The organism is Variovorax sp. CF313, assembly GCF_000282635.1.
Lineage (GTDB): Bacteria > Pseudomonadota > Gammaproteobacteria > Burkholderiales > Burkholderiaceae_C > Variovorax.
On the sequence record NZ_AKIW01000073.1, the window covers coordinates 1 to 20,083 of the forward strand.

The 20,083-nt window shown below is 67.7% G+C and carries 17 protein-coding genes; 13 read left to right on the top strand and 4 right to left on the bottom strand.

Features of this window, described 5'->3' with window-relative positions:
• The 7 genes from PMI12_RS17680 to xylB all read left to right on the top strand — a co-directional run.
• Positions 1–652 (top strand): ABC transporter ATP-binding protein (locus tag PMI12_RS17680; RefSeq protein WP_007835144.1); only part of this gene is annotated, 652 nt, incomplete at its 5' end.
• A 76-nt stretch (positions 653–728) separates the two neighbouring features.
• On the top strand, positions 729–2,120 hold the full coding sequence (gene dalD / locus PMI12_RS17685) for a D-arabinitol 4-dehydrogenase (protein WP_007835145.1): 1,392 nt from the start codon (positions 729–731) through the stop codon (positions 2,118–2,120).
• A complete protein-coding gene (locus tag PMI12_RS17690) occupies positions 2,117–2,905 on the top strand; it encodes an L-iditol 2-dehydrogenase (RefSeq protein ID WP_007835147.1) in 789 nt (262 codons plus the stop codon). Before dalD ends, PMI12_RS17690 begins: the two co-directional genes overlap by 4 nt.
• A 28-nt stretch (positions 2,906–2,933) precedes the next feature.
• Positions 2,934–3,605 (top strand): transaldolase family protein, encoded by a 672-nt coding sequence (locus PMI12_RS17695; RefSeq protein WP_007835149.1) that lies wholly within the window; start codon positions 2,934–2,936, stop codon positions 3,603–3,605.
• A gap of 20 nt (positions 3,606–3,625) precedes the next feature.
• A complete protein-coding gene (locus PMI12_RS17700; RefSeq protein WP_007835152.1) occupies positions 3,626–4,594 on the top strand; it encodes a carbohydrate kinase family protein in 969 nt (322 codons plus the stop codon).
• An 11-nt stretch (positions 4,595–4,605) separates the two neighbouring features.
• Positions 4,606–5,559 (top strand): AraC family transcriptional regulator, encoded by a 954-nt coding sequence (locus PMI12_RS17705; protein WP_007835153.1) that lies wholly within the window; start codon positions 4,606–4,608, stop codon positions 5,557–5,559.
• Between the two features lie 20 nt (positions 5,560–5,579).
• Positions 5,580–7,049: a xylulokinase gene (gene xylB, locus PMI12_RS17710; RefSeq protein WP_007835157.1), complete on the top strand. Its 1,470-nt coding sequence runs from the start codon at positions 5,580–5,582 to the stop codon at positions 7,047–7,049.
• A gap of 160 nt (positions 7,050–7,209) precedes the next feature.
• On the opposite strand, the gene groL is transcribed toward xylB, so the two are convergent.
• The 3 genes from groL to PMI12_RS17725 all read right to left on the bottom strand — a co-directional run bounded on the left by groL (position 7,210) and on the right by PMI12_RS17725 (position 10,942).
• Complete coding sequence (gene groL / locus PMI12_RS17715; protein WP_007835158.1) at positions 7,210–8,862, bottom strand: chaperonin GroEL; 1,653 nt, start codon at positions 8,860–8,862, stop codon at positions 7,210–7,212.
• A 29-nt stretch (positions 8,863–8,891) separates the two neighbouring features.
• Positions 8,892–9,182: a co-chaperone GroES gene (locus PMI12_RS17720; RefSeq protein ID WP_007835162.1), complete on the bottom strand. Its 291-nt coding sequence runs from the start codon at positions 9,180–9,182 to the stop codon at positions 8,892–8,894.
• 158 nt (positions 9,183–9,340) lie between these two features.
• Positions 9,341–10,942, bottom strand: a complete 1,602-nt coding sequence (locus PMI12_RS17725; protein WP_007835163.1) for a phospholipase D family protein — start codon at positions 10,940–10,942, stop codon at positions 9,341–9,343.
• A gap of 175 nt (positions 10,943–11,117) precedes the next feature.
• On the opposite strand from PMI12_RS17725, the gene PMI12_RS17730 reads away from it, so the two are divergent.
• The 4 genes from PMI12_RS17730 (at position 11,118) to PMI12_RS17745 (ending at position 16,819) form a co-directional block, all read left to right on the top strand.
• A complete protein-coding gene (locus PMI12_RS17730) occupies positions 11,118–13,214 on the top strand; it encodes a TonB-dependent siderophore receptor (protein ID WP_007835168.1) in 2,097 nt (698 codons plus the stop codon).
• A gap of 27 nt (positions 13,215–13,241) precedes the next feature.
• On the top strand, positions 13,242–14,432 hold the full coding sequence (locus PMI12_RS17735; protein ID WP_007835170.1) for a PepSY-associated TM helix domain-containing protein: 1,191 nt from the start codon (positions 13,242–13,244) through the stop codon (positions 14,430–14,432).
• Entirely contained in the window at positions 14,429–14,617 is a 189-nt protein-coding gene (locus PMI12_RS17740; RefSeq protein ID WP_042673654.1) for a hypothetical protein, read from the top strand. The genes PMI12_RS17735 and PMI12_RS17740 overlap by 4 nt, the downstream gene beginning before the upstream one ends.
• A 63-nt stretch (positions 14,618–14,680) precedes the next feature.
• Positions 14,681–16,819: a TonB-dependent receptor gene (locus PMI12_RS17745; protein WP_007835176.1), complete on the top strand. Its 2,139-nt coding sequence runs from the start codon at positions 14,681–14,683 to the stop codon at positions 16,817–16,819.
• Positions 16,820–16,843: 24 nt separating this feature from the next.
• On the opposite strand, the gene metK is transcribed toward PMI12_RS17745, so the two are convergent.
• Positions 16,844–18,028 carry a methionine adenosyltransferase gene (gene metK / locus PMI12_RS17750; protein ID WP_007835178.1) on the bottom strand — a complete coding sequence of 395 codons (1,185 nt, stop codon included), beginning with the start codon at positions 18,026–18,028 and terminating at the stop codon, positions 16,844–16,846.
• Positions 18,029–18,243: 215 nt separating this feature from the next.
• Here metK and PMI12_RS17755 point away from each other — a divergent pair, with 215 nt between their 5' ends.
• Positions 18,244–19,134: a lysophospholipid acyltransferase family protein gene (locus tag PMI12_RS17755; protein WP_007835179.1), complete on the top strand. Its 891-nt coding sequence runs from the start codon at positions 18,244–18,246 to the stop codon at positions 19,132–19,134.
• Positions 19,131–20,015 (top strand): LpxL/LpxP family acyltransferase, encoded by an 885-nt coding sequence (locus PMI12_RS17760; RefSeq protein WP_007835181.1) that lies wholly within the window; start codon positions 19,131–19,133, stop codon positions 20,013–20,015. Before PMI12_RS17755 ends, PMI12_RS17760 begins: the two co-directional genes overlap by 4 nt.
• The last annotated feature ends 68 nt before the right edge of the window (positions 20,016–20,083 follow it).

The following is a 20,083-nucleotide window of genomic DNA, read 5'->3' on the forward strand; positions in this document are numbered from 1 at the left end:
GCCGCGCGAACTCTCCGGCGGCCAGCGCCAGCGCGTGGCCATCGGCCGCGCCATCGTGCGCGCGCCCAAGGTGTTCCTGTTCGACGAGCCGCTGTCGAACCTCGATGCGGCGCTGCGCGGCAACACCCGCGTCGAGATCCACAAGCTGCACCGCGCGCTCGGCGCCACCACCATCTACGTGACGCACGACCAGGTCGAAGCCATGACGCTGGCCGACCGCGTGGTGGTGCTCAAGGACGGGCTGATCGAGCAGGTCGGCACGCCGCTCGAACTGTATGACCACCCGGCCAACCAGTTCGTCGCGCAGTTCATCGGCATGCCGTCGATGAACATGGTGGCGGCGAATGCGATTCCCAGCTTCTCGGCCGCCACCGGCGGCAAGCTGCCGGCCGACGGCTTCCTGGGCGTGCGCCCCGAAGGCCTGCGCGTGCATCCGAAGCAGGGCGCGCCGGTGTCGGATGTGCAGGGCCGCGTCGAGCTGGTCGAAGCCCTCGGTGCCGACACGCTGATCCACGTCGACGTGGGCGGCGTGCCGCTGATCGCACGCCAGAACGAGCGCACGCCGCTGCACGCCGGCGACGACGTGGCGGTCGAGCTCGATCCGTCGGTGCTCCATTTGTTCAACCGTGAAGGCCGTTCGGTCTCCGCCTGATTTCTTCCGGAACATTCCCGTGACCCTCGCAGCAGCGCCTCTCGACGCGCCAACTCCACCGGCTCCTTCGGAGTCCATGGTGCTTCACCTTGGACTCGGCTCGTTCCATCGGGCCCACCAGGCCGTCTATTTGCAACGGCTGATCGATGCGGGTGACACCCGCTGGTCGCTCTCGGGCGCCAACATCCGGCCCGACATGGCCGAGCTCGTCGCCGCACTGCAGGCGCAGGGCGGCCGCTACACGCTCGAAACCGTGTCGCCGGCCGGCGAGTACCGCTACGAACAGATCGAAGCCATCCGCGAAGTGCTGCCGTGGGAGCCTTCGCTGGCCGCGGTGGTCGCGCGCGGCGCGGCACCGTCCACGCGCATCATTTCGTTCACCGTGACCGAGGCCGGCTACTACCTCGATACCAAGGGCCGGCTGGACCTGTCGTTCGGCGATCTCGCAGCCGACATCGAGCGCGCGCGGCGCGGCGAGGCGGGTGGCGAGGGCGTGACCATCTATGGCGCCGTCTGCGCGATCCTGCGCGCGCGCAAGGCCGCGCAGGCCGGTCCGGTGACGCTGCTCAACTGCGACAACCTGCGCCACAACGGCGATCGCTTCCGTGCCGGGCTGCTGGAGTTCATCGAACGCGCGGGCGATGCGGAACTGCTTGCCTGGGTGCAAACGAACACCTCCTGCCCCAACGCAATGGTCGATCGCATCACGCCGCGCCCGCCGCTCGAGCTGCGCGCGCGTGTGAAGGCCGCGACGGGGCGCGACGATGCGGCCGCGATCACCGGCGAGAGCTTCATCCAGTGGGTGATCGAGGACAACTTCGCGGCCGGGCGCCCCGACTGGGGCCGCGTGGGCGTGGAACTGGTCGAATCGGTGCAGCCTTACGAAGAGGCCAAGATCCGCATCCTCAACGCCACGCACAGCTGCATCGCCTGGGCGGGCACGCTGGCAGGGTTGAACTTCATCCACGAAGGCACGCACGACGCGGCCATCCGCCGGATGGCGTTCGACTACGTCACCGACGACGTGATCCCAAGCCTCAGCCCGAGCCCGATCGACCTCGCGGCCTACCGCGACGTGGTGCTCGACCGATTCGGCAACCCCGCGATCCGCGACACCAACCAGCGCGTGGCGGCCGACGGCTTCTCGAAGATCCCGGGCTTCATCGCGCCCACGGTGCGCGAGCGGCTCGCCGCGGGGCAGCCGATCGACAGCGTCGCGATGCTGCCCGCGCTGTTCCTGGCCTTCCTGCAGCGCTGGCATCGTGGCGCGCTGCCTTATGCCTACCAGGACCAGGGCATGGACGAGGCCGCGGCGCACGCGATCTGCGACGCCGCCGATCCGGTGCTCGCGCTGTGTTCGGACGCGGGACTGTGGGGCACCGCCGCGGGCGATGCACGGCTGGTCGACGCCGTGCGCGCAGCGAGCGGGCGCGTGGCAAATTTCCTGAACTCTGGAGCAACGATATGAGCGAACGTTTGAAGAACCGCCATGTGCTGCTGACCGGCGCCGGTGGCGGCATCGGTCTGGCCGTGGCCGAGGCCTGCATTGCCGAGGGCGCGCGCTGCAGCGTGGTCGACCGCGCTGCAGGGGCGCCCGAGGCCGTGCGGGCGCTGCAGCAGCGCCACCCCGACAAGCTGGCCTACATCGCGGCCGACGTGACCGACACGCAGGCCATCGCGCACATGCTGGCCGAGGCGCAGGTCGCTTTCGGTCCGATTCACACGCTGTTCAACAACGCTGCCGTGTTCGACCTGGCGCCGCTGCTCGACAGCGACGAGGCTTCGTTCGACCGGCTGTTCGCGGTCAACGTGAAGGGCATGTTCTTCGTGATGCAGGCCGTGCTGCGCCACATGGTCGAAGCGGGCACGCATGGCGCGTCGGTCATCAACATGGCCTCGCAGGCCGGGCGGCGCGGCGAAGCGCTGGTGTCGCACTACTGCGCGACCAAGGCCGCGGTCATCAGCTACACGCAGAGCGCTGCGCTGGCCATGGCGCCGCACGGCATCCGTGTCAACGGCATTGCACCCGGTGTGGTCGACACGCCGATGTGGGACCATGTCGACAGCCTGTTCGCCAAGGCCGAAGGGCTGCCGCCCGGCGAGAAGAAGCGCCGCGTGGGCCTGGAGGTGCCGCTCGGCCGCATGGGCGTGCCGGCCGACATCGCGGGCGCGGCCGTGTTTCTTGCCAGCGACGAGGCGCGCTACATCACGGCGCAGACCTTGAATGTCGATGGCGGCAACGTCATGAGCTGATGATTCTCTGCATGCTTGCAAAAATGCGATGAACGAAGACTTCCATCTGTACCTCGACAGTGCCGACCTGTCTGAACTGCAGGCCTGCCTGCCGCACCCGGTGGTGCATGGCGTGACGACCAACCCGACCTTGCTCAAGCGTGCGGGCATTGGCCGCGGCGAAGTGCCCGCTTTGCTGAAGCGCTGCATCGAACTGGGCGTGCGCCAGGTGCAGGCGCAGGTGTATTCGAGTGAAGTCGACGGCATGCTCGAAGACGCGGACGCCTTGCTCTCGCACTTCGACCGGGGCCAGCTGGTCGTCAAGATTCCCGCCACGCGCCAGGGCCTCGATGCCGGCGCGCGGCTCATCGCGCAAGGCGTGCCCGTCACGTGGACGGCCGTGTATGCGCCCGAGCAGGCGCACTTCGCGGCGCAACTGGGCGCGGCCTATGCGGCGCCGTACCTCGGGCGGCTCGAGGACGCCGGTGTCGACGGGCTGGCGCTGATCGCGCAGATGCAGTCACTGGTCGCGCAGCGTCCTTCGTCCGGCACGCGCCTGCTGGTGGCGAGCATCCGTTCGCGCGCGGCCTACCTTGCCCTGCTGGGGCTCGGCGTGGGAGCCATCACCATCCCGCCGCGCCTCTTTGCCGAGCTGCTCGACCATCCCGCCACGCTCGCCGCCGAACGCGGCTTCCTGGCCGATGCACGCGCCTTGCCCTGACAGAGGAAAATCCGAGCACCATGCGCATTGCACTCACGGGCGAAGCCCTGATCGATTTCACCGCCAGCGAGGCCGGCACGCTCGCGTTCCTGGGCCACGAGGGCGGCTCTCCGCTCAACACGGCCGTGGCCTGCGCGCGCCTCGGCCAGCCCACCGGCTTTCTCACGCAGCTGTCGACCGACCTGTTCGGCGAACGGCTGATGCGTTTTCTCGAACGCAACGGCGTGGACACCCGCCTCATTCTGCGCAGCAACGCGCCGTCGACCCTGGCCTTCGTCGAGCGCACGCCGCAGACCAACCGCTACGCCTTCTACACCCGCGGCAGCGCCGACGCGACCTGGGCGCCCGAGCCGCTGCCGCAGTTGCCGGCGGACTGCCGCTTCCTTCATTTCGGCTCGATCTCGCTGCTGCAGGAGCCGGCGGCCACGCGCATTGCCGAGCTGGTCACGGCCAACGCGGGCCGCCGCGTGATCGTGTTCGATCCGAACGTGCGGCCCAGCCTGATTCCCGACATGGCCGCCTACCGCGAGCGCATGACGGACTGGCTGGCCATGGCCGACCTGGTCAAGCTCAGCGACGAAGACGCCGAACTGCTGGCCCCCGGCCGGCCGGTCGATGCACTGGCGGCGGATTGCCTGCAGGCCGGCGCGCACGCCGTGGTCGTCACGCGCGGCGGCGCGGGCGCCACGCTCTGGCGCACGGGGCACGCGCCGCTCGCCGTGGCGGCGCCCCGCGTCAAGGTGGTCGACACCATCGGCGCGGGCGACACCTTCACGGCCGGGCTCTCGGTGGCGCTGCTCGCGCACGGCGTCGAGCACCCGGCCCAGCTCGGCGAGCTGGGCGACGACGCCTGGCGCGAGGTGATGCGCTTCGCCGCCACGGCCGCCGCCCTCAACTGCACCCGCGAAGGCGCCGATCCACCCACGCTCGAAGCGGTTCACGCCGCGCTGGCGCAGGAAGACAATGGGGCCGTCGCTTCCCGGTCCTGACCCGTGCTGCCATGACAACGTCCACACGCAAACGCTCGATTCCCCGTCAGCGCCAACCCGAGCTGGAGCGCGATATTGCGCGCTCCCCGTCGCTGGGCTACGAGGCCCCCGAAACCGGCCTGGTGCGCTGCCTGGCGCACGGCTTCCCGAGCCCGCTGGTGCGATGGCATTTCCATGAAGACTACGAGCTGCACCTGATCACCGAGACCTCGGGCAAGGCCTTCATAGGAGACTGGATCGGGCCGTTCCAGCCCGGACACCTCGTGCTCTGCGGGCCACGCCTGCCGCACAACTGGATCTCGCTCGACGTGCCCGAAGGCGGCGCCGCTGGGCGCGACCGGGTGATCCAGTTCCGCCACGAGCCCATCGAGCACGCTGCGGCCGAGATTCCCGAGCTGCGCGAAGTGATGCAGCTGCTCGAACGTGCGCGGCACGGCATCGAGTTCTTCGGCATGTCGCAGCAGGCGCAGACGCACTGGGACGCCATCAAGGCCGCGCGCGGCGTGCGCCGGCTCGGACGGTTCCTCGAGTTCATGGCCGACCTCGCGCAATGCACCGACTACCGGCTGCTGTCGAGCGTGCAGATGCAGGGCGCCCAGGGCATCGAGGGCGATGCGCAGGTCGACCAGATCAACGACATCGTCAACCGCATCACCAGCAACATGGCGGAGTCGATCTCGATGTCGGACGTGGCGGCCGAACTGGGCATGAGCGAGAGCCGCTTCAGCCGTTTCTTCCGGCGCTCCACCGGCAACAGCTTCACCGACTTCGTCAACCGCGTGCGCATCAACAGCGCCTGCCACCTGCTGATGCAGACCGATCACTACGTGACCGACATCTGCTACCAGGTGGGCTTCAACAATGTGGCGAATTTCAATCGACGTTTTCTTGAAATCAAGGGAATGACGCCGAGCGAATTCCGAAAGCAGGCAGACACCCGCTTCGGCGGCGGCATCTCTTCCTAGACAAAGCCAGGGGGTTCATCTTGTACCTGGGACTCGACCTCGGCACGTCCGAGCTCAAGGCGCTGCTGCTCGCCGACGACCACTGCATCGTCGGCGTGGCCCGCGCGCCGCTCGCGGTCGAACGGCCGCGGCCGCTGTGGTCGGAGCAGGCGCCGCAGCAGTGGTGGCATGCGCTCGAGGAGGTGATGCGTGCGCTCGGCAAGTCGCATCCCGAGGAACTCGCGGCGGTGCGCGCCATCGGCCTGTCGGGACAGATGCACGGTGCCACGCTGCTCGATGCGGCGGGCGAGGTGCTGCGCCCTGCGATTCTCTGGAACGACGGCCGCAGCGGTGCGCAGTGCGAGGCGCTTGCGCGCGCCGTGCCGAGGCTCGGCGAGATCGCGGGCAACCTCGCGATGCCGGGGTTCACCGCGCCCAAGCTGTTGTGGGTGCGCGAGCACGAGCCTGAAATCTTCGGCCGTGTGGCGCGCGTGCTGCTGCCCAAGGATTGGCTGCGCTTCATGCTCAGCGGCGAGGCGGTCAGCGAGATGTCCGATGCGGCGGGCACGCTGTGGCTCGATGTGGGTGCGCGCGACTGGTCCGACGAACTGCTGGCGGCCACAGGCCTCACGCGCGCGCACATGCCGCGGCTGGTCGAAGGCAGCGAGATGTCGGCGCAGCTCAAACCCGAACTGGCGGCGCGCTGGGGCGTGGGCAGCGCCAGCGTGGTGATCGCCGGCGGTGCCGGCGACAACGCGGCCAGCGCCGTCGGCATGGGCCTCGTCGAGCCGGGGCAGGGATTCGTGTCACTCGGCACCTCGGGCGTCGTGTTCGTCTCGACCGACCGCTTCCTGCCGAACCCCGCGCAGGCGATGCACGCCTTTTGCCATGCGCTGCCGGGGCGGTGGCACCAGATGTCGGTGATGCTCTCGGCTGCGAGCGCGGTGAGTTGGGCCGCAAAGACTTTCAGGTTCGAGGACGAGGCCGCGCTGCTCGAAGCGGCGGCGTCCGTCCCGCTGGCACAGCGCGAGGGCTGCCCGCTGTTCCTGCCGTACCTCTCCGGCGAGCGCTCGCCGCACAACAACCCCAACGCGCAGGGCGTGCTGTTCGGCCTCACGCACGCACACGGGCCAGCGGAAATCGCGTACGCCGTGGTCGAGGGCGTGAGCTTCGGCCTGCGCGACGGCTTCGACACCCTGCGGCTGCCGGCCGGGATGCCGCTGCGCGACGTGGCGCTGGTGGGCGGCGGTGCGCGCAGCGTTTGGTGGGGGCAGTTGCTGGCCGACATCTTCCAGGTTCCGCTCACGCTCTATGCGGGCAGCGAGACGGGCGGGGCGCTGGGTGCGGCGCGGCTGGCCTGGCTGGCGGATGGGGGCTCGGTGGCAGAGGTTTGCACGCTGCCGCCTGTGAAGCAGAAGCTGGTTGCCTCGACCGAAGTAGCCGATGTCCACAGGACGAGGCATGCGCGCTTCCTGGCGCTCTACAAGGCGGTGCAGGCGCAATTCCAGTAGCAGAGCGATCACGACCGCCCATGAAAAAAGCCCGGCGCAAGCCGGGCTTCTTTCATTTCGCGAGACACCGCGGATCCGGCTCTGCCGGTCCGCAGGTGTCGCCCCCGGTAAGGGGTAGGCGTAGCGGACACGAAGTGCCGCGCAGCCTGGGGGCGAGCAATTACATGCCCATGCCGCCCATGCCACCCATGCCGCCCATGTCGGGCATGCCACCGCCGGCTGCGCCTTCGTCCTTGGGTGCGTCAGCAACCATGGCTTCGGTCGTCAGCAGCAGCGAGGACACCGAAGCGGCGTTCTGCAGTGCGGTGCGCGTGACCTTCGTCGGGTCCAGGATGCCCAACTCGAGCATGTCGCCGTACGTGTCGTTCGCAGCGTTGAAGCCGTAGTTGCCCTTGCCGGCCAACACAGCGTTCACCACCACCGAGGCTTCGCCGCCGGCGTTGTTCACGATTTCGCGCAGGGGTGCTTCGATGGCCTTGAGCACCAGCTTGACGCCGGCGTCCTGGTCGGCGTTGTCGCCCTTGATCGAGTCGCCCACGGCTTGCTTGGCACGCAGCAGAGCCACGCCGCCGCCAGCCACAACGCCTTCTTCCACTGCAGCGCGGGTAGCGTGCAGGGCGTCTTCGACGCGAGCCTTCTTTTCCTTCATTTCGACTTCGGTGGCGGCGCCAACCTTGATCACGGCAACACCGCCGGCGAGCTTGGCCACGCGCTCTTGCAGCTTTTCACGGTCGTAGTCGCTCGTGGCTTCTTCGATCTGCACGCGCACTTGCTTCACGCGGGCTTCGATGTCGCCAGCGGCGCCAGCGCCGTCGATGATGATCGTGTTTTCCTTGCCCACTTCGATGCGCTTGGCTTGACCCAGGTCGGCCAGCGTCACCTTTTCGAGCGTCAGGCCCACTTCCTCAGCGATGACCTTGCCGCCCGTCAGGATGGCGATGTCTTCCAGCATGGCCTTGCGGCGGTCGCCGAAGCCAGGTGCCTTCACAGCCACGACCTTCAGGATGCCGCGGATCGTGTTCACGACCAGCGTAGCCAGGGCTTCGCCCTCGACTTCTTCGGCAATGATCAGCAGCGGACGGCCAGCCTTGGCGACTTGTTCCAGCGTGGGGAGCAGGTCGCGGATGTTGCTGATCTTCTTGTCGAACAGCAGCACGAAGGGGTTGTCCAACAGCGCCGATTGCTTCTCGGGGTTGTTGATGAAGTAGGGCGACAGGTAGCCGCGGTCGAACTGCATGCCTTCGACGACGTCGAGTTCGCTGTCCAGCGACTTGCCGTCTTCCACGGTGATCACGCCTTCCTTGCCGACCTTGTCCATCGCGTCAGCGATGAGCTTGCCGATGGTTTCGTCGCTGTTGGCCGAGATCGAGCCGACTTGAGCGATTTCCTTCGACGTGGTGGTGGGCTTGGAAGCCTTCTTCAGCTCGGCGACCAGGGCCGTCACGGCCTTGTCGATGCCGCGCTTCAGGTCCATCGGGTTCATGCCGGCAGCCACCAGCTTGAAACCTTCGCGAACGATGGCTTGTGCCAGCACGGTCGCGGTGGTGGTGCCGTCACCGGCGTTGTCCGAAGTCTTGGAAGCCACTTCCTTCACGAGCTGCGCGCCCATGTTCTGGAGCTTGTCCTTGAGTTCGATTTCCTTGGCGACCGACACACCGTCCTTGGTGACGGTGGGGGCGCCGAACGAGCGCTCGAGCACCACGTTGCGGCCCTTGGGGCCCAGGGTCACCTTGACCGCGTTGGCCAGGATGTTGACACCCTCGACCATGCGTGCGCGGGCTTCACCGCCGAAGACTACGTCTTTTGCTGCCATGTTTGTTTACTCCGAATGGGATATTTGAATTACTTCTCGACGACCGCGAACAGGTCGTCTTCCTTCATGACCAGCAGTTCGTCGCCGCCGACCTTGACGGTCTGGCCGCTGTACTTGCCGAACAGGACGCGGTCGCCGACCTTGACAGTCAGTGCGGCCAGCTCGCCCTTGTCGTTGCGCTTGCCCGGGCCCACGGCCAGGACTTCACCCTGATCGGGCTTTTCAGCGGCTGCGTCGGGGATGACGATGCCGGAGGCGGTCTTGGTTTCGCTGTCAACACGCTTGACGATCACGCGATCGGCCAAAGGACGAAGTTTCATTGCATCTCCTGGATGTATGGATAAGAAACGGATTTGTGGTCGGGTGCCGGACCGGAGGCCGGCAGCCCATCGACTGGAAGCGAGGCTGTTAGCACTCATCAGCAGCGAGTGCTAATCATAAGGGCAATCGGCGGGCTTTCAAGGGGTTCCGCAGCCGCCTACAACTGGTCCGTAGGCACAAACCACGAGAACAGCAGCAGCTGCAGCCGCGTCAGCATGCTCGAATCCGGTTCGCTGTCGAGCACCTCGTTGTGGACGTCGCCGGTGCCGATCCACTGGACGTTCTGGCCGTCGGGCTTGAGCACTACGCGATAGACGCCCTCGATGTCGTCGAGCTCGTAGGCGAAAAGCAGCGCCTGCGTCAGGTCGAAGCTTCGCACGGCTATGCCGAATTCGGTGTTCAGCCGGGCGGAACGCGGGTCGAGGTTCATGGAGCCGAGAAGCACCCACTGGCGGTCGACCAGTGCCAGCTTGGCATGCAGGCGGCCGCGGGCCTTCTTGAGCAGGTCGCGGAACTGGCCGCTGCGCCGCAGCTGCCGGGTGCTGACTTCGTACAGGTTCACGCCCAGCTTGAGCATGTCGACGCGGTAGCGGTTGTAGTTGATGTTGACCAGCGGCTCGTCGCTGTCGGCCAGCGAATTGGTGATGACGGTGATGTTCACACCGTGCTCACGCCCCATGCGGATGCGTTCCATGCCCTCGTCGCCTGGAATGAAGTAGGGCGAGATCACCACCACGTTCGACCTGGCCGTGGCCAGCATCTCGTGGAAGCGCTGTGCCAGCGGCTCCATGGGTTGCGCCATGACGCCCAGCGCCTTGTTGGGACTGTCGGCGGAGGCGTGGGCCTCGGCGCGCATCCACTTGGCCTCGTCGATTCGGGCAAGCTGGGCGCCCAGCGGCGGGTCGCCGAGCAGGTCGGTGGGAGGCAGCGGGTCGGGCGGCGGTGCGTGGGCCGGGGAGGTTGCTTCCTCGAAATCGGCTTTCAGCGCCTGCGGCGTGCTGCTGGTGCCGGCCACCCGCTGCAGGGGGTAGACCACGTCGCTGTTCCAGTAGGTGTCGAAGATGGCGGCTGACTCGGGGACCACCGGGCCGGCCAGCAGCAGCTCGAAATCGATGAAGTTCGCGCTCTCGCTGCGCAGGAAATACTCGTCGGCCAGGTTGCGGCCGCCCGCGATGGCCATGGCGCCGTCGGCCACGAACAGCTTGTTGTGCATGCGGTGGTTGAGGCGCCGGAAGTCGGTGAAGAACTCCAGCCACCGCCCCGACGAGTGGTCGCGCGCGTTCACGAACGGGTTGAACAGCCGGATCTCGGCATTGGGCTCGGCGGCGAGGCCGAGCAGCAGGCGGTCCATGCCGGCCGTGTAGAAGTCGTCGAGCAGCAGCCGCACACGCACGCCGCGCCGGGCGGCATTGCGCATTTCGCGCAGCAGCAGGCGGCCGGTCTTGTCGTTGCCAAGCTGGTAAGTCTGGATGTCGAGCGACGATTTCGCGCGCCGCATCAGCTCCAGCCGTGCGTCGAGCGCAAAAGAGGCCTCGATCAGCGGCCGCATGCTGCTCAGGCCGTCGGGCGGGGAGTCGAGGCTGACGGCGGCGCGGCCGAGCTCGGTGGCGGGCGAGGCCGCAATCGCCAGGGTGGGCGGTTCAGGCGTGCGCGGCGGGAGCCCCGCGCAGCCGGCCAGCGCAATGGCAGCCGCGAGGACCATCAGCCGCAGAGCCGGACCGCTCAGTGCGGGAAACAGAAAGGCGATGAGCTTGAGCATGAGGGCTTGCCAACGCACGGGAAGCGTGCGGGCGGCATGGTAGCCGGTTCGCCCTGGACCCGCAGACGCAATTCCGCAACGTAACACCCTTCATCGGAGCGGTGATTGGGGAGGCACAAATAAGTCACGCAATAAAATGCGAATCATTCTTAATAATATTTGTAATGAGGCCGGGATGAAGAGGTTGGAGGCGCGGCGCAAGGCTGCATCGGTGCTGATAGGGTGTCTGGCGATCTGCACACAGCGCGAGGTGCTGGCCCAGGCGACGAATGCGGGCTCGCTGCCGGAAGTACGGGTCGACGCGAATGCCGAAACCGAGACGGCGACCACGCCGGTGATCGGCTACCGCGCGAAAAATGCGGTCACCGCCACCAAGACCGACACGCCGCTGTCTGAAACGCCTCAGTCCGTGACCGTGATCACGCGCGACCAGATGGTCGACCAGGGCGCGGCCAATGTACAGGACGCGCTCAACTACGCGGCCGGCGTACGTTCCGATGCCTACGGACTCGATTCCCGCACCGACTCCGTGCGGGTGCGCGGCGCCTATCCCGACGTCTACCTCGACGGCCTGCGCCAGGCCTACGGCTACTACACCAGCACCACCCGCACCGAGCCCTACACGCTGGAGCGCCTCGAAGTGCTGCGCGGCCCCTCGGGCATGCTGTTCGGCGCCGGCACGGCCGCCGGTGTGGTCAACATGGTCAGCAAGCGGCCGCTGCAGGAGGCGCAGCGCGAAGTGGGCGTGCAGTTCGGCAGCTTCGGCCGCCAGCAGATCCAGGCCGACCTGACCGGCCCGCTGAACGCCGACGGCACGCTGTCGTACCGCCTGATCGCGCTGCAGCGCAAGTCCGGCACGCAGGTCGACCACGTGCCCGACGACCGCAGCGTGATCGCGCCTTCACTGACCTGGCGGCCCAACGCCATGACCTCGCTGACGCTGCAGGGCCTCTGGCAGAAGGACAAGAGCGGCAGCAGCTCGCAGTTCCTGCCGTGGGAGGGCACCTTGCTGCCGAACCCGAACGGACGCCTGCCGAGCAGCCGCTTCATCGGCGAGCCGGGCGACTACTACGACAGCGAGCGCAAGACCTTCGGCTGGCAGTTCGAGCACAAGTTCGACGACAGCTGGACCTTCCGCCAGAACTTCCGCTACGCGCGCAACGAAAACGACAACCGCTACCACTACGGCAGTTCGTTCAGCGGATTCGACAGCTGGTCCACCGACCCGGTCTTCAAGCGCGTGCTCGGCCGCTACTACGACAGCCAACTGACCCGCAATCGCACGCAGACGCTCGACAACCACGTCGAGGGCCGCTTCCAGACCGGCGCGCTGAAGCACACGCTGCTCGTGGGCGCGGACTTCGCGCGCCAGCGCGAGAACGTCTGGGGCGGCACCACCTTCGACACCATCGACGTCTACGCGCCGGTCTACGGCCATCTCGACGAGCCCGTGCGCGATGCGAGGCCGCGCACCCGCCAGCGACAGACGGGCGTCTACCTGCAGGACCAGGTCAGGCTCGACAACTGGATCTTCGTGGCGGGCCTGCGGCAAGACAGGGCCGTGTCCAGTGCCGCGGGAAGCAACGAGGAAAAGAGCAGCGCCACCACCAAGCGCTTCGGGCTGATGTACGCCTCGCCGTCGGGATGGTCGCCGTACCTGAGCTACAGCGAGTCGTTCACGCCGCAGTCGCCGCGCGAAGGCCGCATCTTCACGCCGTTGCGCGGCGAGCAGTGGGAAGCCGGCGTCAAGTACGAGCCCAGGGACCGCGCCCTGGCGTTCAGCGCAGCGGTGTACGACCTGCGCGAGAAGAACCAGATCGTCGAGGAGCAGCCGAACGTGTTCTCGCAGCGCGGCCTGACGAAGACGAAGGGCGTGGAACTCGAGGCCAAGGGCTCGGCCGGCCCGAACCTCGACCTGATCGCCCACTACAACTACGCCGATGCCGATGCGCAGATCGAAGGCCTGCCCAAACACCAGGCCAGTTTCTGGGCGAAGTACAGGTTTTCCATCGGCGGCGTGAACGGTTTTTCGGCCGGCGCCGGCGTGCGCCTGATGAGTTCGTTTCGCGACACGCAGTTCGGCACCGGTCCGCGCGTGCCGGGCATCGCGCTGGCCGACCTCGTGTTCGCCTATGAGACCGACCGCTGGCGCTATGCGCTCAACATCAACAACGTGACCGACAAGATCTACTTCAGCACCTGCCTGTCGCGCGGCGACTGCTGGTATGGCTCGCGCCGCAACATCGTCGCGAGCGCGACCTATCGCTTCTAGAACACGACCTTCAGGAACAGCCCCCACATGAACAGCCGAAAAATCAAGACTTGGGCCTGGGTGCACAAGTGGAGCAGCCTCGTGTGCACGGTGTTCATGCTGCTGCTGTGCATCACGGGCCTGCCGCTGATCTTCCATCACGAGATCGGCCATCTGCTGGGCACCGAGGTCGAGGCGCCGAAGATGCCCGCGGGCGCGCCGCGCGTGAGTCTCGACCGCGTGCTCGACATCGCGAAGTCGAAGCACCCCGGCCGCGTGGTGCAGTTCGTCTCACAGCCCGAGGATGACGACGGCCTGTGGTTCGTCACGCTCACGCCCACGCCGCAAGCCACGGAGGACTTCAAGTCGGTCGCGATCGACGCGCGCACGGGCGAGGTGCTCGCGCAGCCGAAGTTCGACGAGGGCTTCATGTACGTGATGTTCAAGCTGCACGTCGACCTCTTCGCGGGATTGGCGGGCAAGCTCTTCCTCGGCTTCATGGGCCTGCTGCTGCTGGTGGCCATCGTCTCGGGCGTGGTGCTGTATTCACCCTTCATGCGCAAGCTCGACTTCGGCACGGTGCGGCGCGAGAAGCGCCCGCGCCTGAAGTGGCTCGACCTGCACAACCTGCTTGGCATCGTCACGCTGGTGTGGCTGTTCGTGGTGGGCTCCACGGGCATGATCAACACCTGGGCCGACCTGCTCATCAAGTACTGGCAGCACGACCAGCTCAGTTCGCTGCTCGCGCCCTACAAGAACGAACCCATCGTGGCGGTGAACGAGCGTGCCTCGGTGCAGCGCTCGATGGACGCCGCGATGCAGAAGACGCCCGGCATGAAGCTGTCGTTCATTGCCTTCCCCGGCACATCGTTCTCGAGCCCGCACCACACGACCTTCTTCGTGCGTGGCAACGAGCCCTTCACATCGAAGCTGTTCCAGCCGGTGCTGGTCGATGCCAAGACAGCGGAGGTGACTGCGGTGCCGAAGCTGCCCTGGTACCTCACGGCGCTGCTGGTGTCGCAGCCGCTGCACTTCGGCGACTACGGCGGCATGCCGATGCAGATCATCTGGGCGCTGCTCGACATAGCGACCATCATCGTGCTGGGCAGCGGGTTGTACCTGTGGCTCAAGCGGGGCAACCCCGTGCCCGCGTCCCCGAGGGCCGCGGCGCATGAAGCGCGCGTCTCCGGCGGCACTGCACAACCCGAGCCGGCATCGGCCATGAAGGTGCAGGCATGACGCAGCACCGGAGCTTCTGGCGCATGTGGGGCTGGCCGACGGTGCTGGGCCTGCTGACGACCTTCGGGCTGATCTCGGCGCTTTTCAGCGACGGCGGGCTGGGCGACGTCCTGGCCTGGATCACGCTGGGCATCCCGGTCGTGGTGGGCGCCTGGCATGCCTGGCGCAAGGCGCCGGCCCGCTAGTTTTCCCTGAGAGTCGCGCCACCGCGACATGCGCGGCCGGCATGCCGAAGCAGAATCGGCGCGATGAAACTTGCGCCCGTCGCCGCCGCCTGCCTTCTCTTGCTGGGTGTCCCGCTGGCCGCGCAGGCCCAGCAGGAGCCGCCGGCCGATCCAGGCGCCAGCGGTGCGCGCCTGCGCGAGATCACCGTCTCCACGCCGCGCGGCGAGGTTGCGCCCTTCAACGTGCCCGGCTCGGTCGACCGCGTAGACGGCGACGAGGTGCGCGACAGCCGCCTGCAGGTCAACCTCTCCGAAAGCCTGGGCGCGGTGCCGGGGCTGCAGGTGCAGAACCGGCTGAACTACGCGCAGGACCTGCAGCTGTCCATCCGCGGCTTCGGTGCGCGCTCGACCTTCGGCGTGCGCGGCGTGCGGCTCTATGTCGATGGCATTCCTGCGACCTTGCCCGATGGACAGGGGCAGACCTCGAACATCGACATCGGCTCGCTGGACCGCGTCGAGATCCTGCGCGGGCCGTTCTCCGCGCTGTACGGCAACTCCTCGGGCGGTGTGCTGCAGGCGTTCACCGCCTCGGGCGAGGGGCCGCCACGGCTGTCGTACTCGCTCGCGGGCGGCAGCTTCGGCACCTGGCGGCAGTCGCTGCAGCTCAGCGGGTCGCAGGGCGCGGTCGATTACCTGCTCGGCGCGAGCCGCTTCCATACCGACGGCTGGCGCGAGCACAGCGCCGCGCGGCGCGACATCGAAAACGGCAAGCTCGGCATCGCGCTCGACAACGGCGACAGGCTCACGCTGGTCTTCAACAGCGTGCGCGTCGACGCGCAGGACCCGCTGGGCCTCACGGCCGACCAGTACGCGCTGGCGCCGCGCAACGCGCCGCTGGCCACGCAGTACGACACCCGCAAGACGGTCGAGCAGATACAGGCCGGCCTGCTGTACGAGCGTCGCATCAACGCAGAGCAGGGGCTGCGCCTGATGGTCTACGGCGGCGAGCGAAAGACCACGCAGTACCAATCGATTCCGGTGTCGGCGCAGCAGAACCCGTTGCACGCGGGCGGCGTGATCGACCTGTCGCGGCAGTACGGCGGTGTCGACATTCGCTGGAATGCTGCGTTGACCCTGGCCGATCGGCCCTTCGACGTGGTGGCCGGCCTGGGCTACGACAGCCTGCGCGAAAAGCGCCGCGGCTACGAGAACTACCTCGGCCGCGTCGCGGCGCCCGTGCTGGGCGTGCAGGGCCGTCTGCGGCGCAACGAGCTCAACGACGTCTGGAACCTCGATCCCTACGCGCAAGCGACCTGGCGCTTCGCCGAGCGCTGGACGCTCGAAGCCGGCGTGCGCCGCAGCAGCGTGCACTTCAACTCGCAGGACCGCTACATCGTCGGCACGAACCGCGACGACAGCGGCAGTGCGCGCTACAGCAAGACCCTGCCGGTGGCCTCGCTGCGCTACCAGGCGACGCCCGACCTGGCCCTGTACGGCTCCATCGGCCGCGGCTTCGAGACGCCGACACTGAACGAACTTTCCTATCGGGCAAATGGCGCGAGCGGGCTCAACTTCGCGCTGCGGCCGGCGGTGAACGACAGCATCGAACTCGGCGCCAAGGCGCGGCTTGCCGGTGGCCTGCTGACGGCAGCGCTGTTCCAGACCCGCACGCGCGACGAGATCGTGACGGACACCAACGTCGGCGGCCGTGCCACCTTCCAGAACGCGGGGCGCACGAAGCGCAACGGCTTTGAGCTGGGCTGGCAGCATGAGACCGCGAACCACTGGCGCACGCAACTGGCCTACACGTGGCTGGACGCGACCTACCGCGACGCCTTCTGCTCGCCGTCACCGTGCGCGGCGGCCAACACCGTCGCCGCGGGCAACCGCATTCCCGGCATCGCGCGGCAGTCGCTGTTCGCATCGCTGGGCTGGGTGCCGCCCGAAGGCTGGCGCGCCGGCGTCGAGATGCGCGCGCTGGGGCGCATCCAGGCCAACGATGCCAACACCGCGAGCGCGCCGGGCTATGCCGTCGCGGCGGTGTATGCGGGCTACCTGAAGAAATGGGAGCGCTGGGAGTTCAATGCCTTCGCGCGTGTCGACAACCTGTTCGACCGGCGCTACGTGGGCTCGGTCATCGTCAACGAGGGCAATGCGCGCTATTACGAGCCCGCGCCGGGCCGCAACTGGACGGTGGGCCTGAGCGGCGCGTACCGCTTCTGACGACCCACCGCCGGTTCTTGTCGCTTACTTGAGGCCGGCTGCCGCGCGCAGTGCGGCGGCCTGCGTCGTCGCTTCCCAGGTGAACTCGGGCTCCTCGCGGCCGAAGTGGCCGTAGGCGGCGGTCTTCTGGTAGATCGGGCGCAGCAGGTCGAGCATCTGGATGATGCCCTTCGGACGCAGGTCGAAGAACTCGCGCACGAGCTCGGCGATCTTGTCGTCAGGAATCACGCCGGTGCCTTCGGTGTAGACCGTGATGTTCATCGGCTGCGCCACGCCGATGGCGTACGCCACCTGGATCTGGCACTGGCGCGCCAGGCCCGCGGCCACGATGTTCTTGGCCACGTAGCGTGCGGCATAGGCGGCCGAGCGGTCGACCTTCGACGGGTCCTTGCCCGAGAACGCGCCGCCGCCGTGCGGGCAGGCGCCGCCGTAGGTGTCGACGATGATCTTGCGGCCCGTGAGGCCGCAGTCGCCCTGCGGGCCGCCGATGACGAAGCGGCCGGTCGGATTGATCAGGTAGCGCGTGTCCTTGAGCCATTCCTTCGGCAGCACGGGCTTGATGATCTCCTCGATGATGGCTTCGTTGAACGAGGCCTTCATCTTGGTCGGCGTCTCGCTCTGGTCTGGGCTGTGCTGCGTGGAGAGCACCACGGTGTCGATGCTGTGCGGCTTGCCGTCGACGTAGCGCATCGTGACCTGGCTCTTGGCGTCGGGGCGCAGGAAGGGCAGGCGGCCGTCCTTGCGCAGCTGTGCCTGGCGCTCGACGAGGCGGTGCGCGTAGTAGATGGGCGCGGGCATCAGCTCGGGCGTCTCGTCGCAGGCGTAGCCGAACATCAGGCCCTGGTCGCCGGCGCCGGTGTTCAGGTGGTCGTCGCTCGCGTGGTCCACGCCCTGGGCGATGTCGTTGGACTGCTTGTCGTAGCAGACCATCACCGCGCAGCCCTTGTAGTCGATGCCGTACTCGGTGTTGTCGTAGCCGATGCGCTTGATGGTGTCGCGCGCGACCTGGATGTAGTCGACGTGCGCGTTGGTCGTGATCTCGCCGGCGAGCACCACGAGGCCGGTGTTGGTCAGCGTCTCGGCGGCCACGCGGCTGCGCGGGTCCTGCTCGAAGATCGCGTCCAGGATCGCGTCGGAGATCTGGTCGGCGACCTTGTCGGGGTGGCCTTCGGAAACCGATTCGGAAGTGAAGAGGAAGTCGTTCGCCATTTTGTTCAAAGCTCCTTGAAGTGATTTGGCGCGTTGCCAACTCTGCGGAGCCCTGGCGAACGCTTTAGCAGATGTCGATGAATCGACGGGCACAATCGCTTTCGCGCTTGTGTTTGTCGCCCTGCAAGTTGTTCCGTAACTCGGCGACAATTTGGATTCTATTCGAGCCGCGCATACCATGCGCGCGCGTCCGTTTTTTGACCCTCCCGCTTTCAATGATCACCCTGTTTCGCCTGCTCGCCCGCGTGCCGATGCCGTTGATGCATCGGCTCGGTGCCATGCTGGGCTGGCTGGTCTGGTGGAGCGCGCCGGACTACCGCCGCCGCTTCAAGACCAACGCCGAGAGCGCAGGCTTCGCGCCCGATCAATACCGTCCCGCCATCGCCGCCGCCGGCAAGATGGCTTCCGAGCTGCCCTGGCTCTGGCTGCGCCCGCACGGCGAGACCGTGCTGCACCGCGTGGTGCGCTGGGAGGGCGTGGAGGCCTTCGAGGCCGCCATGCAGGCGAAGAAAGGCGTGATCCTGGTGGCACCGCACCTCGGCAGCTGGGAGATGTGCGGCCAGGCGATCGGCGAGCGCTTCCTGTCGGCCTACGGGCCGATCACCGCGCTGTTCCGGCCGGCGCGCAAGAAGTGGATGGCCGACCTGATCGCCGCCGGCTCGCGCGACCGGCCCGGCCTGCAGACGCTGCCCACCAACAACAGCGGCGTGCGCGGCCTGATCCGCACGCTGCGTAGCGGCGGCTACACCGGCATCCTGCCCGACCAGGTGCCGCCGATGGGGCAGGGCGTCTGGGCGCCGTTCCTGGGCCGGTCCGCCTACACCATGACCCTGCTTCCCCGCCTTGCGCAGCAGACCGGCGCGGCCTGCTTCCTGAGCGTCTGCGAGCGGCTGCCGAACGGCGCCGGCTACGTGGTCCGCTTCGAGCCCATCGTCGGCACGGCGCTGACCGACCCGTCAGCCTCCATCGAGGACGCGGCCGCGGCGATGAACGACGCCATCGGCCGGTTGATCCACAGCCTGCCGGGCCAGTACGTGTGGGATTACGCCCGCTACAAGGAGCCGCGCGCCGAGCGCGTGGCCGCAGCCACCGGGGAGGCCACATGAGCCTCGGTTCCCGGCTCGGCATCGGCTTCATGCGCGTGATCGCGCCGCTGCCGCTGCCGCTCGTGCGCGGCTTCGGCGCGTTCCTCGGCCGCATCCTGCACACCGTCGCCGTGCCGCGGCGGCGCGTGGTCGACACCAACCTGGCGGTCTGCTTCCCCGGCAAGTCGGAGGCCGAGCGCCGCGCCATCGCGCGCCAGACCTTCGTCTATGTGGCGCAGTCCTGGCTGGACCGCAGCTGGCTCTGGCATGCGCCCGAGAAGGTCGTGGCGAGCCGGCTCAAGGTGGTTGGGGCGGCGTCGGAGATCCGCGAGATCGCCGACGGCGATGCGCCGATGATCCTGTTCGCGCCGCACTTCTACGGCCTGGACGCCGCGGCCACCGCGCTGACCATGCACACGGCGCGCCCCTCGGCCACCATCTACACGACCCAGCGCGATCCGATGGTCGACGCCTGGATCCGCGAGGGCCGCACCCGCTTCGGCGACGTGGCGGCGCTCAACCGGGTGGACGGCATCAAGCCCGTGCTGCAGGGCCTGCGCAAGGGCGGCCTGCTGTACCTGCTGCCCGACATGGACTTCGGCCGCGACCAGACCATTTTCGTGCCGTTCTATGGCGTGCAGGCGGCCACCGTGCCCTCGCTGTCGCGCTTTGCACGGCTGGGCAAGGCCAAGGTGGTGCCGGTGGTGTCGAAGCTGACGCCCGGCGGCTACGAGATCGAGGTGCTGCCGCAGTGGCAGAACTTCCCGACCGACGATGTGGAGGCCGATACCGCGCTCATGAACACGCGGCTGCAGGGCTACATCGACACGATGCCCTCGCAGTACTACTGGGTGCATCGCCGTTTCAAGACCCGCCCCGAGGGCGAACCGCCGATCTATTGAAGGAAGGGCTCCCGGCTTTTCACTTCGCTTCGCTGTGTGCAGCTCCATCTCCCGAGGAGGAGGCGGGG